At 60.5% G+C, this 15064-nt stretch carries 17 protein-coding genes; 11 read left to right on the forward strand and 6 right to left on the reverse strand.

Annotated elements, in window-relative coordinates:
- The first annotated feature begins 62 nt into the window (after positions 1-62).
- The 7 genes from hemE (at position 63) to ACTG19_RS17310 (ending at position 7943) form a co-directional block, all read left to right on the forward strand.
- Positions 63-1130 carry a uroporphyrinogen decarboxylase gene (gene hemE, locus ACTG19_RS17280; protein WP_164537622.1) on the forward strand — a complete coding sequence of 356 codons (1068 nt, stop codon included), beginning with the start codon at positions 63-65 and terminating at the stop codon, positions 1128-1130.
- A gap of 112 nt (positions 1131-1242) precedes the next feature.
- Positions 1243-2172 carry an ROK family protein gene (locus ACTG19_RS17285; RefSeq protein ID WP_113739612.1) on the forward strand — a complete coding sequence of 310 codons (930 nt, stop codon included), beginning with the start codon at positions 1243-1245 and terminating at the stop codon, positions 2170-2172.
- A gap of 60 nt (positions 2173-2232) precedes the next feature.
- On the forward strand, positions 2233-3243 hold the full coding sequence (gene epd, locus ACTG19_RS17290; RefSeq protein WP_257687803.1) for an erythrose-4-phosphate dehydrogenase: 1011 nt from the start codon (positions 2233-2235) through the stop codon (positions 3241-3243).
- A gap of 61 nt (positions 3244-3304) precedes the next feature.
- Positions 3305-4468, forward strand: coding sequence for a phosphoglycerate kinase (locus tag ACTG19_RS17295; RefSeq protein WP_005335436.1), 1164 nt, complete (start codon positions 3305-3307; stop codon positions 4466-4468).
- Between the two features lie 115 nt (positions 4469-4583).
- Positions 4584-5663 carry a class II fructose-bisphosphate aldolase gene (fbaA, locus tag ACTG19_RS17300; RefSeq protein ID WP_005340963.1) on the forward strand — a complete coding sequence of 360 codons (1080 nt, stop codon included), beginning with the start codon at positions 4584-4586 and terminating at the stop codon, positions 5661-5663.
- A 159-nt stretch (positions 5664-5822) separates the two neighbouring features.
- Complete coding sequence (locus tag ACTG19_RS17305) at positions 5823-7127, forward strand: NAD(P)/FAD-dependent oxidoreductase (RefSeq protein ID WP_257687802.1); 1305 nt, start codon at positions 5823-5825, stop codon at positions 7125-7127.
- 237 nt (positions 7128-7364) lie between these two features.
- Positions 7365-7943 (forward strand): hypothetical protein, encoded by a 579-nt coding sequence (locus ACTG19_RS17310; RefSeq protein WP_257687801.1) that lies wholly within the window; start codon positions 7365-7367, stop codon positions 7941-7943.
- Between the two features lie 54 nt (positions 7944-7997).
- Here the strand turns inward: ACTG19_RS17310 and ACTG19_RS17315 are convergent, their stop codons facing one another.
- The 4 genes from ACTG19_RS17315 to cutA form a co-directional block, all read right to left on the reverse strand.
- Positions 7998-8411: a hypothetical protein gene (locus ACTG19_RS17315; RefSeq protein ID WP_257687800.1), complete on the reverse strand. Its 414-nt coding sequence runs from the start codon at positions 8409-8411 to the stop codon at positions 7998-8000.
- A 70-nt stretch (positions 8412-8481) separates the two neighbouring features.
- Entirely contained in the window at positions 8482-8973 is a 492-nt protein-coding gene (locus ACTG19_RS17320; RefSeq protein WP_257687799.1) for a GNAT family N-acetyltransferase, read from the reverse strand.
- Complete coding sequence (locus tag ACTG19_RS17325; RefSeq protein ID WP_257687798.1) at positions 8963-10762, reverse strand: protein-disulfide reductase DsbD; 1800 nt, start codon at positions 10760-10762, stop codon at positions 8963-8965. Before ACTG19_RS17325 ends, ACTG19_RS17320 begins: the two co-directional genes overlap by 11 nt.
- Entirely contained in the window at positions 10759-11076 is a 318-nt protein-coding gene (gene cutA / locus ACTG19_RS17330; protein ID WP_120415501.1) for a divalent-cation tolerance protein CutA, read from the reverse strand. Before cutA ends, ACTG19_RS17325 begins: the two co-directional genes overlap by 4 nt.
- A gap of 244 nt (positions 11077-11320) precedes the next feature.
- Between cutA and ACTG19_RS17335 the strand changes: the two genes are divergently transcribed.
- The gene (locus ACTG19_RS17335) at positions 11321-11677 is read left to right on the forward strand and encodes a hypothetical protein (protein ID WP_005362699.1); all 357 of its coding nucleotides are present in this window, start codon (positions 11321-11323) and stop codon (positions 11675-11677) included.
- 162 nt (positions 11678-11839) lie between these two features.
- On the opposite strand, the gene ACTG19_RS17340 is transcribed toward ACTG19_RS17335, so the two are convergent.
- Positions 11840-12286 carry a PACE efflux transporter gene (locus ACTG19_RS17340; RefSeq protein ID WP_047436069.1) on the reverse strand — a complete coding sequence of 149 codons (447 nt, stop codon included), beginning with the start codon at positions 12284-12286 and terminating at the stop codon, positions 11840-11842.
- A gap of 125 nt (positions 12287-12411) precedes the next feature.
- Between ACTG19_RS17340 and ACTG19_RS17345 the strand changes: the two genes are divergently transcribed.
- A complete protein-coding gene (locus tag ACTG19_RS17345) occupies positions 12412-13293 on the forward strand; it encodes a LysR family transcriptional regulator (RefSeq protein ID WP_257687797.1) in 882 nt (293 codons plus the stop codon).
- Positions 13294-13299: 6 nt separating this feature from the next.
- Here the strand turns inward: ACTG19_RS17345 and ygfZ are convergent, their stop codons facing one another.
- Entirely contained in the window at positions 13300-14208 is a 909-nt protein-coding gene (ygfZ, locus tag ACTG19_RS17350) for a tRNA-modifying protein YgfZ (RefSeq protein ID WP_439989326.1), read from the reverse strand.
- Between the two features lie 111 nt (positions 14209-14319).
- Between ygfZ and ACTG19_RS17355 the strand changes: the two genes are divergently transcribed.
- Complete coding sequence (locus ACTG19_RS17355) at positions 14320-14589, forward strand: FAD assembly factor SdhE (protein WP_005335417.1); 270 nt, start codon at positions 14320-14322, stop codon at positions 14587-14589.
- A gap of 19 nt (positions 14590-14608) precedes the next feature.
- Positions 14609-15001, forward strand: coding sequence for a protein YgfX (locus ACTG19_RS17360; RefSeq protein WP_201954519.1), 393 nt, complete (start codon positions 14609-14611; stop codon positions 14999-15001).
- Positions 15002-15064: the final 63 nt, after the last annotated feature.

The following is a 15064-nucleotide window of genomic DNA, read 5'->3' on the forward strand; positions in this document are numbered from 1 at the left end:
TCCGGTGGGCAAAGTGGTATTATGGCCGCCATTTTATGCGTGATATGAACTCAGGAACTGGGATGAAAGAGCTGAAGAACGATCGATACCTGCGCGCTTTGCTGCGTCAGGATGTAGACATGACGCCGGTATGGATGATGCGCCAGGCTGGCCGTTATCTGCCGGAATACAAGGCGACTCGCGCCCAGGCGGGGGATTTCATGTCCCTGTGCCGCAATGCCGAGCTGGCCTGTGAAGTCACCCTGCAGCCGCTGCGCCGCTACCCGCTCGATGCCGCCATCCTCTTCTCCGACATCCTTACCGTGCCCGATGCCATGGGGCTGGGTCTCTACTTCGAGCAGGGCGAAGGCCCGCGCTTCGAGCGCCCGATCACCTCCATAGCCGACGTGCAGGCGCTGCCCATTCCGGATCCGGAAGATGAGCTGGGCTACGTGATGAACGCGGTGCGCACCATCCGCCGCGAGCTGAAGGGCGAAGTGCCGCTGATCGGTTTCTCCGGCAGCCCATGGACCCTGGCCACCTACATGGTGGAGGGGGGCAGCTCCAAAGCGTTCACCAAGATCAAGCAGATGATGTACGCAGAGCCGCAGACTCTGCACCTGCTGCTCGACAAGCTGGCCGACAGCGTGATTGCTTACCTCAACGCCCAGATCAAGGCGGGTGCCCAGGCGCTCATGGTGTTCGACACCTGGGGCGGCGTGCTCACCCCGCGCGATTACCGCGACTTCTCCCTGCAGTACATGCACAAGATTGTCGATGGCCTGATCCGCGAGCACGACGGTCGCCGCGTGCCGGTCACCCTGTTTACCAAGAACGGCGGTCAGTGGCTGGAGCAGATTGCCGCCACCGGTTGCGATGCGCTGGGTCTGGACTGGACCACCGACATCGCCGACGCCAAGCGTCGGGTCGGCGACAAGGTGGCGCTGCAGGGCAACATGGACCCCTCCATGCTCTACGCCACTCCGGCTCGCATCCGTGAAGAGGTCGCCTCCATTCTGGCCGGTTTCGGTCACGGCAATGGCCACGTATTCAATCTGGGTCACGGCATCCATCAGGATGTGAACCCGGAACACGCCGGCGTGTTCGTCAACGCGGTACACGAGCTCTCCGCCCAGTACCACGGTCGCTAAGGCCGGGGCGAGAGAAGAAGAGTGTGTTTGATATCCGGGGCCGTCAGGCCCCGTTTTACATTAAAAAATGGCGCTGCGATGACGAGAGCGTGGCGCCAGTGCAGGAGGCAAGATGAGCAGCAAGTCACTGGATTGGGGTATCGATCTTGGCGGTACCAAGTGTGAATGCGTGGTGCTGGAGGGTGACGAGGTGCTGCTGCGCCACCGCATCCCCACCGAGCGGGCGGGCGGTTATGACCATATGATCGGCCAGATCGCCAAGCTGGTAGCTGAGTGCGCCGAGAAGATTGGCCAGCGCCCGGCTGTCATCGGCATGGGCACACCGGGGGCGCGGGATCCGCAGACCGGCCTGATGAAAAACTGCAACACCACCGAGCTCAATGGCAAGCCGTTCAAGGAGGATTTGGAACGCAAGCTGGGCGTGCCGGTGCTGATCGCCAACGATGCCAACTGCTTCGCGCTGGCAGAAACTCATCTGGGGGCGGTGCGTCAGCACCATCCCGATGCCAAGGTTGTATTCGGCATCATCATGGGCACCGGGGTCGGCTCCGGCATCGTCATCAACGGCCGCATTCTCAACGGTCATCACGGCATTGCCGGTGAGTGGGGCCACAACGTGCTCTCTCCCGACGGCCCCGAGTGCTACTGTGGCAAGCACGGCTGCGTCGAGACCCTGATCAGCGGCCCGGCGCTGGAGGCCTGGTACGAGGCCAAGGCCAAGCGCCGCCTCTCGCTCGCCCAAATCGCGGCCGCCACGGCTCACGATCATGTGGCCAGGCTCACCATCGACCGGCTGCATCTGCTGTTTGGTCAGGCGCTGGCCAACGTGGTCAACATTCTCGACCCGGATGTTATTGTCATCGGCGGCGGTGTGGGCAACGTGCAGAGCCTCTACAGCGTGGGGCGACAGACAATTTTGCCCTTCCTCTTTAATCCCCGCTTCGCAACCCCCATTATTGCTCCTGCCCTTGGTGACAGTGCCGGGGTATTCGGGGCCGCACTGCTGGCCCGCGGTGAATTCAAGGAGGCCCTGCTGTCGTAGCCGGGGCTCCCGGGCGGCCGGTGCGCCGCCCTGTTGCTGGTTCAAGGAAACGGATTCTCGATGATCAAGATTGCCATCAATGGTTACGGGCGGATCGGTCGCAACGTGTTGCGAGCCCTCTATGAAAGCGGGCGCGACAAGACCATCAAGATCGTCGCCATCAACGAGCTGGCGGCCCCCGAGGCCATGGTGCACCTGACCCGTTACGATACCAGTCACGGTCGCTTCCACCATCCGGTGCAACTGGCGGGCAACAGCATGCTGGTGGGGGAGGATCTCATCTCCCTGTTTGCCGAGCGGTATCCGTCAAAGCTGCCGTGGCGGGCGCTGGGGGTGGACGTGGTGCTCGATTGTACCGGGGTATTCGGCTCGCGGGCCGATGCCGAGCTGCATCTGGCGGCGGGGGCGGGCAAGGTGCTCTTCTCCCACCCGGCGGATGCCGATGTGGATGCCACCGTGGTCTACGGGGTCAACCATCATACCCTCACCGGAGCGGAGCGGATCGTCTCCAACGCCTCCTGTACCACCAACTGCGTGGTGCCGGTGATTGAAACATTGCATCGAGAATTCGAGATAAATTGTGGTACTATTACGACAATTCATTCGGCCATGCATGATCAGCAAGTCATCGATGCCTACCACAGTGACTTGCGCCGAACCCGCGCTGCCAGTCAGTCCATCATTCCGGTGGACACCAAGCTGGCAAAGGGGCTGGAGCGTATCCTGCCCCACTTCGCCGGCAAGTTCGAGGCGATCGCGGTGCGGGTGCCGACCATCAATGTAACAGCGATGGATCTCAGTATTACTGTTCGTAAAAAAGTGACAGTTACTGACGTAAATCAAGCCCTGCAACGGGCATCCAGAGGTACATTACACGGTATTCTGGATTACACGGAAGAACCGCTGGTCTCCGTAGACTTCAATCATGATGCACACTCCTGCATCATTGATGGTACCCAGACCCGGGTGAGCGATGCCAACCTCGTCAAGATGTTGATGTGGTGCGATAACGAATGGGGCTTCGCGAACCGGATGCTGGATACCACCCGGGCCATGATGGCCGCAGGCTGAGCCTGCCCCGGGCGAAAGGTTACTGTTTTTAACATTACCTGGAAAATATAGAGGACTGAATATGTCTGTTATCAAGATGACTGACCTGGATCTGGCGGGTAAACGCGTTCTGATCCGTGCTGACCTGAACGTACCGGTAAAAGACGGCAAGGTCACCTCCGATGCACGTATCGTTGCGACTCTGCCGACCATCAAGCTGGCTCTGGAAAAGGGCGCCAAGCTGATGATCACCTCCCACCTGGGTCGTCCGACCGAGGGTGAATACAACGAAGAATTCTCCCTGGCTCCGGTTGTCAACTATCTGAAAGACGCTCTGTCCTGCCCGGTTCGCCTGGCCAAGGATTACCTGGATGGCGTAGAAGTCGCTGCCGGTGAGCTGGTTGTGCTGGAAAACTGCCGCTTCAACAAAGGCGAGAAGAAGAACACCGAAGAGCTGGCCAAAAAATACGCCGCCCTGTGTGATGTCTTTGTAATGGATGCGTTCGGTACTGCTCACCGCGCCGAAGGTTCCACCTACGGTGTTGCTCAGTTCGCACCTGTTGCTTGTGCCGGTCCGCTGCTGGCGGGTGAACTGGAAGCCCTGGGCAAAGCCATGCTGAAGCCCGAGCGCCCGATGGTTGCCATCGTTGGCGGCTCCAAGGTCTCCACCAAGCTGACCGTACTGGAATCCCTCTCCAAAATCGCTGACCAGCTGGTTGTCGGTGGTGGCATCGCCAACACCTTCATCGCTGCTGCCGGTCACAACGTCGGCAAGTCCCTGTGCGAGCACGACCTGATCGACACCGCCAAGAAACTGGCTGCCGAGACCAACATTCCTGTGACCACCGACGTGGTTGTAGGTGCCGAGTTCTCCGAGTCCACTCCGGCCACCATCAAGTCCGTCTCTGACGTGACCGACGGCGACATGATCTTCGACATCGGCCCGGATTCTGCCAAGGCCCTGGCTGACATCATCATGAACGCCAAGACCATCCTGTGGAACGGCCCGGTTGGTGTATTCGAGTTTGACCAGTTCGCCGAAGGCACCAAGGTGATCGCTGAAGCCATCGCTGCTTCTCCGGCCTTCTCCATCGCTGGCGGTGGTGACACCCTGGCTGCCATCGACAAGTTCGGCATCGCTGACAAAGTCTCCTACATCTCCACTGGCGGCGGCGCCTTCCTGGAGTTCGTAGAAGGCAAGGTACTGCCGGCTGTTGCGATTCTGGAACAGCGCGCCAAAGCCTAATTGACCCGGAACGGGGGGCAAAAGCCTCCCGTTTCGTTTATCATGTGCCCGCTGTGCCGGTTCATGATGAACCCCCCATTTTTTATTAACGGCATACGAGACAGGACGATTAAACATGTCTAAGAAAATTTTCGACTTCGTAAAACCCGGCGTGATCACTGGTGATGACGTTCAGAAAGTGTTCGCCATCGCTAAAGAGAACGGCTTTGCTCTGCCGGCCGTAAACTGCGTTGGTACCGACTCCGTGAACGCCGTACTGGAAGCTGCCGCCAAGGTTAAAGCGCCGGTTATCGTTCAGTTCTCCAACGGTGGTGCCGTGTTCACCGCCGGTAAGGGTCTGAAGCTGGAAGGTCAGAAAGCTGCCATCCTGGGTGCCATCTCTGGTGCCAAGCACGTTCACGCTGTTGCCGAAGCTTACGGCGTGCCGGTAATCCTGCACACCGACCACGCTGCCAAGAAGCTGCTGCCGTGGATCGACGGTCTGCTGGAAGCGGGCGAGAAGCACTTTGCTGAAACCGGCAAGCCGCTGTTCTCCTCCCACATGCTGGATCTGTCCGAAGAGTCTCTGGAAGAGAACATCGACATCTGCTGCGAGTACCTGACCCGCATGGCCAAGATGAACATGACTCTGGAGCTGGAACTGGGTTGCACCGGTGGCGAAGAAGACGGCGTCGACAACAGCCACATGGATCAGTCCGCTCTGTACACCCAGCCGGAAGATGTTGCTTACGCTTACGAGCGTCTGTCCAAGATCAGCCCGCGTTTCACCATCGCTGCCTCCTTCGGCAACGTACACGGTGTATACAAGCCGGGTAACGTCAAGCTGACCCCGTCCATTCTGGACGCTTCCCAGAAGTACGTTTCCGAGAAGTTTGGCGTTCCAGCCAAGTCTCTGGACTTCGTATTCCACGGTGGTTCAGGTTCCACTCTGGAAGAGATCCGCGAGTCCATCTCCTACGGCGTAGTGAAGATGAACATCGACACCGACACCCAGTGGGCAACCTGGGAAGGTCTGCTGAACTTCTACAAGAAGAACGAAGCTTACCTGCAAGGCCAGCTGGGCAACCCGGAAGGCGCCGACAAGCCGAACAAGAAGTACTACGATCCGCGCGTATGGCTGCGTGAAGGTCAGACTTCCATGATCGCTCGTCTGGAGAAAGCATTCTCCGACCTGAACGCCATCGACGTACTGTAATTCGTTACAGCACCTTGATTGCATGAAAAGGCGCCCTTCGGGGCGCCTTTTGCATTTCTGTGATCCGCACCGGTTGGTGAGTGGAGGAGGAACTGGGTATTATCGAAACAACTTTGCTTATTTTATTAAACAATTTGCAACCAAGGCAGGATGCTGAGTATGCAGGCAGGAAAGCACAACGGATATCAGGAGCACGTCGCCTCCTACTACGCGGCCACCCGCAACGACCCGCAACAGTGGCCCGAGCTGGAGGGGGAGCACAAGGCTGACGTCTGCATCATCGGCGGCGGCTTTACCGGTCTCAATACCGCCATCAATCTGGCGGATGCCGGGTACAAGGTCGCCTTGCTGGAGGCCAACCGTATCGGCTGGGGCGCCTCCGGGCGCAACGGCGGCCAGCTTATTCGCGGTATCGGTCACGATACCAGCCAGTTCGCCCGCTGGATTGGTGAGGAAGGGGTGCGCGAACTCGACCTGATGGGGCTGGAGGCGGTGCAGCTGGTGCGCGAGCGGGTTGAGCGTTTCAATATCGACTGCGACCTCACCTGGGGTTACTGCGATCTGGCCACCCGTCAGCGCCATCTGGCCGGCTTCGAAGAGGAGCTCGACCATCTGGCGAGTCTGGGGTATGAGCACGAGTTGAAGCTGGTGCCGCGAGAAGATATCCATAGCGTGGTGGGGTCTGATCGCTATATCGGCGGCCTTATCGACATGGGCTCCGGCCACCTGCATCCTCTCAATCTGGCGCTGGGCGAGGCGCGCGCCGCTGCCAGCCTCGGGGTTTCCCTGTTTGAACACTCCCGGGTGACCCATATCGATTACGGCAAGCAGGTCGAGGTGACCACGGCTCATGGGCGGGTCACCGCCGATTATCTGGTGATCGGCTGCAACGCCTATCTCAACGACCTCAATCCGGAGCTGGGAGGGCGGGTGCTACCGGCCGGCTCCTATATCCTCGCCACCGAAGTGCTGGATCGCCGCTTGCGCCAGCGCTTGCTGCCGCAAAACATGGCGGTGTGCGATCAGAACGTGGCGCTAGACTACTACCGCCTCTCCGCCGATGGTCGCCTGCTGTTTGGCGGGGCCTGCAACTATTCGGGGCGAGATCCGAAGGATATCAAGGCCTTTATGTTGCCCAAGCTGCTGCGAGTCTTCCCCGAGCTGGCTGGCACTGCCATCGAGTTTCAGTGGGGGGGCATGATCGGGATCGGCGCCAACCGGCTGCCGCAGATTGGCCGCTTGAAGGAATACCCAAACGTGCTATACGCCCAGGCCTATTCGGGTCACGGTCTCAACGCTACCCATATGGCGGGCAAGCTGGTGGCCGAGGCGATCCGCGGCGAGAGCCGGGGTTTCGATCTCTTTGCCAGCGTGCCCCATATCACCTTCCCCGGCGGCCCGGCGCTGCGCTCCCCGCTGCTGGCACTGGGAATGTTGTGGCACCGGATGAAGGATATCTTCTGACCCCCATTGTCAGCCTGTGCAGTGATGGCTGAACTAAGCCCCCTTGCCAGCCCTTGTTTATAGCGGGTTAGCACTATCGTTCCGCCCGATAGACCAAAAGATGCATTCGCGCCAATCTCGTCCGGTTGGCGCTATCTTTTAGGTGTGAGAGCGGTTATCTGCCAAGGGGACGAGGGTGTGTCTGCTTGCCGGAATACTTGCCGAGAAAGAGCTGAGGACGGGGAGAGGAGGGCCAAGATGGAGATAAATGTGGTCGCGTCAGGCGGGCTCAGCCCGCTGGCGCAACGGCAGGGTTCTCCCGCTGTGCAGGCACAAGAGAGGGCTGCAACTTCACCATCAACGGGCAGTGACAGCCTGGTGCGCGACCTTGGCGCTGTGCTGGACGAGCTGGTGCTAGGGGCGGATGGCGGCGGGAGCAGTGCTTCAATCAGGGATTCGCTGGAGGCGTTCATCAACACCATGATGGGCTCCCTGCAACAGCAGCAGGAGCAACAGTTGGCATTGCAGCAACAACAGCGGCAAGAGCAGGAACAGCGCAAACTCGCCATCGCCGACAGCAGCGAAAACCCGCTCAAGCGGGATCTGGAGCGCCTGCTGGAGACGCTGGATCAGCAGGGCGGACAGGAAAAAGAGAGCGAGCAAGGGGCCGAAAGCGAAGCGGTGAACCCCTTGCAGAACCAGCTGGCCAAGCTGCTGGAGAGCATTGGCGCGGCAGAGAGCGGGGTCACCCTCAAGGAGGTGCTCTCAGGGTTGGCCAGCAAGTTGCCGAGCGAAACCGCCGAGCGAAAAGGGTATCGGGTCGATACCCAGGTTTGAGCTGGTTGGCAACGGCAGTCCAGTCGTTGCAGAGCATAAGGGGCGGAAAGCGCTTTATTGGGCCGGTTCCGCCAGCCGCCAGCCCTGTTCGTCCTTCATCATCCACACCTCGGCCTCTTGCGGCAGCACCTGGCCCGCCTCGAACTCGCCATATTTGCGCTCGAGCTCCATCAGCCCCATCTCCTGCTGGAAGGGGCCAACCCGGTCGTAGACCAGATCCTCGTCGTGCAACACCTGCAACTGATCGAGCCCCTGCTTGAAGTGGAGCTGGTAACTCACCTTGACCAGATAGACCCCCTCCATCCGCTCCTCCTTGCCGAGGATGGTGAAGTCGCTGATATCGAACAGGTTGGCGTCTGTCTCGGCCAGTAGCCTGGCGGTGACCTGCTGGCGGATATCCTCTTCACCGGGCCCTGCACTGCAGCCATAAAGCCAGAGGGCTAGCAGGGGGATGAACCACTTTTTCATCAAAACTCCGGACAAGTGCAAAACGAGAGGGGCGATTGTGCCACGCGAATGCGCGGCGGCAAACCTCGGCTCACGGTTCCAGTGAACGTTCCAGCACGATGGCCTCGGCCCGATAACCAGCCAGCTCGCGGCGATAGCACTCGGTGAAGCCTCTGCGCAGCCAGAAGGATAGAGCACTCTCATTGCTGGCAATCACTGACAGGCGAAGCCGGGTAGCCCCCCATGAGCTTGCCAGCGTGCAGGCGTGAAGATAGAGCGACTGACCACGGCCACTCCCTTGCCAGGGTTCCCCCACCAGTAACAGACCCAGATAGGCGGTGTCTGGATTGGGGTAGCCGCGCAGCAGATCAATGACAGCGGTGAGTTCTCCCTGCTCCCAGCGGCCGATGAGATGTTTGTCGGAGAGAGGCAGGCCGGATGGGCAGGCGACAAGTTCCTTTTCTCCTGCCTGTGCAGAGAGAGGGTCATTGCTCACCGCCGCCTGATAGGAGGGGGCCTGCTCGAACAGCCGCTGCAAGGCAGGTGCATCGCTTGTCTGCAGCCGACGCAACTCAGTGTGCATCACTTACCATCTCGAGATGTTTGGCAAAGGGGATAGGCCCCATAAAACCGGTGACCCGCTGCCCTGTCAGCTCCTTGCCCTCGCGGTCGAAGAAGATCAGGGTCGGCAGCCCCAGCACATTGAGGCCGTTGAGCAGCTCGATATCGGCATCGTCGTTGGCGGTAACATCCGCCTGCAGCAGCACCATCTGGCCGAAGCGCTCGCGCACGGTTGGGTCACTGAAGGTCTTGTGCTCGAACTCTTTGCAGGCGACGCACCAGTCCGCGTAGAGGTCGAGCAGCACCGGCTTGCCGCGGGCGGCGGCCAGCTGCACCTTGAGATCATCCAGCGTCTTGACGCGGATAAACTGCGGCGCCGTTTGACTGGCATCCGCCGTGGCGGCAGCAGGACCGGCCGGTTGCAGCAGATCCTTGCCCACAACCACGGCGCTGATCATCGCCAGCAACAGCACGAAGCCGCGCACGCTTTTGGCCACCGAGTGGGGCTGATGCTGGTTGTGGTGATAAAGGTAGCCGCACAGCAGCAGCCCCCAGCCAAGCCAGGCGAGAGTAGCAATCTGGTCGCTCCAGAGCCGTGACAGCAGTAGGATCGGCACCGCCAGCAGGGCAAAACCAAACAGCTGCTTGATCACATCCATCCAGGCGCCTGCTTTGGGCAGCAACTTGCCACCCGAGGTGCCGAGCAGCAGCAGCGGTAGCCCCATCCCCAGTGACAGCGCATAGAGCGCCGCCCCGCCGAGCCAGAGATCGCCGCTCTGGGCCACGTAGATCAGCGCCCCCGAGAGCGGTGCCGTGGTGCAGGGGGAGCAGACCAGCCCGGAGATCATCCCCATGATGGCGACCCCGACCACAGAGCCGCCCTGCTGGCGGTTGGAGAGGCCGGAGAGACGCGTCTGCAAACTGCTCGGCAGTTGCAGGGTGTAGAGCCCGAACATGGAGAGGGCCAGCAGCACGAACATCACCGAGAGGCCGATCAGCACATAGGGGTGTTGCAGCGCCGCCTGGAATTTCAGGCCCGCCGAGGCCACTATCAGCCCCAGCAGGGTGTAGGTGACCGCCATCCCCTGCACATAGACAAAGGAGAGCAGGAAGGCGCGACCGGTAGAGAGGCGATGGCCAGCACCGGCGATGATGCCGGTCAGAATGGGATACATGGGGAAGACGCAGGGGGTGAAGGCGAGCCCCAGCCCCAGCGCGAAGAAGGCGACGATGCTGAGCCAAAAACCCTGATTGCCGAGGGCGGCGGCGAGCTGATCCTGCTGGCTAACCGGTGCGACGCTTTGTGCCGTTTCAGCAGTAGATGCTGTGGTTGCCGTAACCAGCGGGGCCACATCGATCAGCTTGTCGGTCGGCGGGTAGCAGAGGCCGTCGGTACAGCCCTGATAGCGCACCCGCAGGGTGGCATTTTCCCCCACCTCCTTTAGCGGCACCGCGATGCTCACCTGCTGGTAGTAGACCCGGGTCTTGCCGAAGAAGTCATCCTCGTGCTCGGTGCCTTCCGGCGGGGTCGGCTCGCTGAAGGTGAGGTTGTTCCCCTTGAAGCGTAGGCTGTGGCGATAGAGGTAGTAATCGTCGGCGATGTGGAGGGTCAGCAGCAGCTGATCGCCACGCTGTTCGCTCTCGATCTGAAAGGCCTCATCGACCTGCAAAAATTTGGGTTTGGCGTTGGCTTCAATGCCCAGCGAGCTGAGCAGATCGGCTCCGCTGGCGTGGGCAGGGGAGCTGCCCACCGCTGTCGTCAACAGGGCACAGAGCAGCAACAGGGGAGAGAGCAAGCGGGTGAACGTCATGCGGTCTCCCCATTGAGCCAGTCGAGATAGGCGGGTAGTCCGGCACTCACCGGCAGAGCCAGCAGCTCGGGCACTTCATAGGGGTGATTGGCCTGAATACATGCCTGCAGCTCGGCAAAGCGCGACTGGCGGGATTTGATGATGAGCTGGATCTCGGTGGCGCGCTCCACCTTGCCTTGCCAACGATAGACGGAGGTAATGCCCGGCAGTTGATTGATGCAGGCGGCCAACTGCTGGTTCAGCAGCTGTTCGCAGAGAAGGTCGGCACTGGTTTGATCTGGGCAGGTGCAGAGCACCACAATGGCGTCGGTCATAAAGCGGATCTTCACCTCGTTGGGGTAAACCGGGCAGGCGCCCTTGCCGTCTCATCCCTTTCTGCGGATGAAGGTGAAAAAAGCGCCTGAAAATCAGCGGCTACTATACCCCAGAGCCGCTTCAAATAGCATCTGTAGCCATTTGTGAGCCAGCGCCAAAAATTTGTGGGGGGCATGAGATAGACGCTGTCATGGGGACAGGGCAGAATGAGCGGGCTTGTTCCCAATTGACGTAAGGAAATGTATGACCCAACAGAATGAGCAGCAGAGAAACCGCATGTTGAGCCTGCTGCGCGAAGGTGAGCGCCGCATGTTGGTTCAATTGGCCGGGCTGCTGCGCACGACCGCCGATGAAATCAATGCCGAGCTGGAGAAAGAGGAGCTGATGGCCACCCTGGAGCAGCCCATTACAGTGGAGTATCTCAACGGCGTGGTGCAGCACCATCTGTTCGAGCGCAAACACAAGGGAGATATGGCGGTTGCCCAGCAGATCCTGAGCGATTATCAGAGCGAGCTGGAAGCGCTGCAGGCTGCCCAGGCACAGCCTGAAGAGGCTGCCGCTGCCGACGAAAGCGGCGAAGAGCTCAAGGCCCAGGCTTGAGCAACGGACAGGCCTGAATCCTTACCTCTGAATCAGCCGGCCTGCCAGCACTGATCCCTCTTGCGGCCTCATCATGTCTGCCATGATGGGGCCGTGTCGTTTCTTCTGTTGCCTTCCCTTGTTGACCTTCACTTCTCGGTTTCAATCCAACTGATTCGTGCCTTAGCGCGCCTCTTGGGGCATGCCGTGCGGCACTTCGCGGGGTATGGGGAACACCTTGTCATAGCCCCAGTTGTAGACGAAGGCATAGATCAGATAGAAGACGACGAAGCCCAGATCCAGCACCAGCGCCTCCAGCAGGCTGACGCTCAGCCACCAGGACATGACCGGCAGCGCGACGATCAGCAGACCGCCCTCAAAGCCGAAGGTATGCAGCACCCGTTGCCACAGGGTTTTGTGGGTATGGCCCTGATATTTGAGCAGCAGCTTGTCGACCCCGATGTTGTAGATGTAGTTCCAGACGGTGGCCAGCACCGAGAAGAACAGTGCCAGCGGGCCCATATGGTTGAGCCCTACCCCGGTAACCCAGCTGGCCAGCGGGGCGGCAATCAGCAGGCCAATAAATTCAAAGCCAATGGCATGGCGCAGGCGATCGTTACGGGTACGCATAAGTCACTCTCTCAATCAGGTTCATTCACGAATTGCAGGTTAATCTATAGAACTTTAGCGATAGATTCATGTTGGTATCCATCGCTAAAATAGATGGATGAGAGGGCTTGCCGGAGGGCCATAAGATGACGCCATCACTGGAACAACTGAGGATCTTGCTGGCGGCCGCCGAAACCGGCTCGTTTTCCGCTGCCGCCCGTAAGCTGGGCAAGGCGCAGTCGGTGGTGAGCAGCGCCATCGCCAATTTGGAGATCGATCTGGCGCTCACCCTGTTTGATCGCAGCGGCCGCTATCCGCAGCTGACGGAGGCGGGGGCCCGCATGGTGCAGGAGGCGGGGATCCTGCTGGCGCAGAGTGAACGGTTGCAATCCATTGCAGGGGCGCTGGCGGCCGGGGTGGAGACGCGGCTCACTCTGGCCATCGATGATGACTCCCACCTCCCCTGGCTCGGCACCCTGCTGGAGGAGTTCGCCACTCGCTACCCGACCGTGGAGCTGGAGCTGCTCTTCCCGCTGATGGAGGATGTGACCGAGATGCTGGTGACCGGTCGGGCCCAGCTCGGCATCAGTTATCAGAAGGTGCATCCCCAGCGGGAGATTGTCGCCCATTCGCTGGGGGAGGTGACCATGCCGCTGGTGGTGTCACCGGATCATCCGCTGGCCCGCAAGCAGCCGCTGCGGGAGGTCGATCTGCAGGGGGCACGTCAGCTGATGGTCACCGGCCGACGGGAAGGGAGCGAGCGCCAGCGTTTTCGCATCTCGGCTCAGGTGTGGTGGGTCGAGGGGGATCTCGGGGTGCTGGAGCTGGTCAAGCGGGGCCTTGGCTGGTCCGCCATCCCGGAATTTCTGCTGCATCAGCCGTTGGCTCGCGGCGAAGTGGTGGTGCTGGAGCCGGACTTTATCGCCAGCCACGCGCTGGCGCTGGAGTTGCAGTGGCATCGCGCCCGCCCGCTGGGGCAGGCGGGGCGCTGGCTGAAGGAGGCACTGCTGGCGCGGGTGCCTCGCTAGCCGACCTTACTCGGTCAGGGCGTAAGGCAGGGGCTGCAGGGTGAGGCGGGAGCCTTCGTCCTGCTTGAGGCGGAATTGGGCGTCAGCCTCGGTATCTTTCGGCAGTACGGCGGTGAGCCACACCTGTCCGGCCTGTTGCCAAGCGTTGAGCACCATGCCGCTGCGGCGCCAGTTGTCACCCAGTTGCAGCTCCAGGGTATCGCCGCTGGCGACCGGCTCGCCGGTAGTCCCCGCCAGCAGGAACAGGGCGCGGTTGTTGGCGCCGCGATACTTGGCGCGGGCCACCGTCTCTTGCCCCATGTAGCAGCCCTTGTTGAAGCTGATGCCGTCCAGTGCCTGCAGGTTGAGCATCTGCGGGATGAACTCCCCCTGATGCACCGCTTCCATGTGTGGCAGGCCCGCCTTGATCTCGAGCCCCCACCAGAGTGATTCGTCACCTTGCGGCAGGGCGTCGGCTTGCTGATTGCTCACCAGCAGCCAGCGATCCTGCTCAATCTTCACCGCCATGCCGCCATCGATAAGACCGCTCTGCAGAAGGCCAAACTGCTCGGCGATCCAGCCATCGCTGCCTGTACCGGCGATCCCGGTGGTGTGGCGTTCGTCTGCGGCGATCTCGACCTTGGAGAAGACGGCAAATTTCTTCAGCTCCGGCAACTGACGTTCCAACACGGAAGGGCTGGTCAGCAGCAGCAGACTGTCGTCGAGGCAGAGCAGGCGGAAATTGCTCCACAGCTTGCCCTTGGGATCACAGTGGCCACCCGGGGTCTGTTGCCCCGGTTGCAGGGCGTTGACATCACAGGTGACCTGACCTTGCAGATATTTGACGCGATCCTGGCCGCTGATACGGGTGATGGCCAGCTTGGTCAGGGAGAAGCGGGTCGGCTCGGCAGGAAAAACAGGTGGTTGCAGGCTCACGATGGTATTCCAGAGAGAAAGTATGTGAGCTGCATGGTAAAGACGTAACTAATGTTTGTCAGCCGGAAAATCCAGCTGGTACCATCCCCCGGTCTTTGTAAGGAGAGTGCCATGTTGAGCCCAGTTGAAAAATCCCGCCTGAAGTGGGCCTGCCGTCGCGGTATGCTCGAGCTGGATGTGATCTTTATGCCCTTTTTCGAACACGAGTTCGACTCCCTGAGCGAAGCCGATCAGCAGACCTTTATCCGCCTGCTGGCGAGCGACGATCCGGATCTGTTCAAATGGTGCATGGGTCATGGTGTTCCTGCCGATCCCGCATTTGCCGCCATGATCCCGATGATCCTGGAGCGCAATCAGGCGCGCCACGACCGCCAGGGGTAATACCGTGGAGCGGGTGATCATGAAGGTTCACCCCTCCCGCCATCAGCAATATTTGCTGGTGGCCCTCTTTCTGTTGCTGCTCTGGCCGGTGGCTGGCCTGATTGCCGGTTGGCAGTGGGCGCTGTTGCTGCCCGTCTGGCTGGTGGCGCTCTGGCTGAGCTGGCGTGCGCTTGCCGAGCCCCCGTTCGAGCTTGTCTGGGATGGTCAGTGGTTGCAGTGGCAAGGTCGCCGCTATCAGCTCGACAAGAAAAGCCGCATTCTGCCCGGTGTGCTCAGGCTGGCGCTTTGTTCCGAACTGCAAGAGAGTGGAGCTGTGTCGCCACGGCAACTGTGGCTCTTCTCCGATGCCCTTCCCCCCGAACATTACCGCCTGCTGGCGCGAGCCATCCACTTTCTGCCGTCCCGGCGCTGACGCCTGTTTTCCGTGATGACCATGCGCTGATTTATCGCGATAAGCCGCTGCCATGTGGTTGGT

The sequence above is a fragment of the Aeromonas sp. 3P genome (genome assembly GCF_051919745.1).
In the GTDB taxonomy this organism is placed as follows: domain Bacteria; phylum Pseudomonadota; class Gammaproteobacteria; order Enterobacterales; family Aeromonadaceae; genus Aeromonas; species Aeromonas veronii.